Origin of the sequence: Mesorhizobium sp. M7D.F.Ca.US.004.03.1.1, from assembly GCF_003998635.1 — a bacterium.
GTDB lineage: Bacteria > Pseudomonadota > Alphaproteobacteria > Rhizobiales > Rhizobiaceae > Mesorhizobium > Mesorhizobium loti.
This window is the reverse complement of record NZ_RZQG01001473.1, coordinates 1-893: the sequence shown is the minus strand read 5'-3', so window position 1 is coordinate 893 and position 893 is coordinate 1. Positions and strand designations below refer to the sequence as shown.

The 893-nt window shown below is 58.8% G+C and carries 2 protein-coding genes; both read left to right on the top strand.

The annotated features are described in order from the left end of the window. Positions 1-150: SDR family oxidoreductase (locus EN935_RS38050; protein WP_127374343.1), on the top strand; the 150-nt coding region annotated here is incomplete at its 5' end. 33 nt (positions 151-183) lie between these two features. After that, positions 184-893 (top strand): dihydroorotase family protein (locus EN935_RS38045; RefSeq protein ID WP_164771822.1); only part of this gene is annotated, 710 nt, incomplete at its 3' end.

The window sequence follows — 893 nt, the reverse complement described above, 5'->3', positions numbered from 1 at the left end:
GTGCAGGATTCTCTCCTGGCCATCCCCATGCGCCGGTATGGGAGAGTCGACGAATTTGCGTCGGTAGTCACGTTCCTGGCCAGCCAGATGAGCAGCTACGTCACAGGCAGCGTCATCCGAGTGGACGGCGGCATGATCAAGTCGATTTAAAACTTGGCACAGAACCGAAGTGGGTCAGCAAGCATGAAGTCGTACGATACCGTCATAAGCGGCAATGTCGTGACGCCGGAGCGTATTATCGAAAGCGGCTGGATCGCGGTTTCGGAGGGCAAGATTGCAGCGATTGGTTCAGGCTCGTGGCCGGAAGCGGGGCAATGCCACGACTATGCTGGCTGTTTGCTGCTGCCCGGCGTGATCGATGGGCAAACGCATGCCGGTAGTCAATTCGGCTTTGCGGGAATTGAGCAGACGACGCGCTCTGCTGTGGCGGGTGGCATCACCACCATCGTCGATATGCCTTATGACGAGCCCGATCCTGTCGCGACGCTCGAGGTCCTTGAGGCGAAGATCGCCGCAGTGGGCAAATATGCACATTGTGATGTGGCTCTATATGCCACTGTAACGAACGAAAGTGACCTCAACGAGGTCCCGCGCATGGTCGAAGCAGGCGCCTGCGCATTCAAGATTTCTTCGTTCGAGAATCATCCAACACGGTTTCCGCGTATTCGCAACGACAGGGCGCTTGCACTGCTGCAAAGGCTTGCCTCGACGAACCTGCCGACCGGTTTGCACAACGAAGACCAGGAGATCGTCCGTTCAACGCTCGCAGCGTTTCGCGACCGCGGCGAAACAGGCGCGGAGAACCACAACCCTAGCCGTCCCGAGGTAGCCGAGCTCGTGGCCACTGCGGCGTTCCTTGAAATGGGCCGCGCTGCCGGTGCCCATGTCCACAT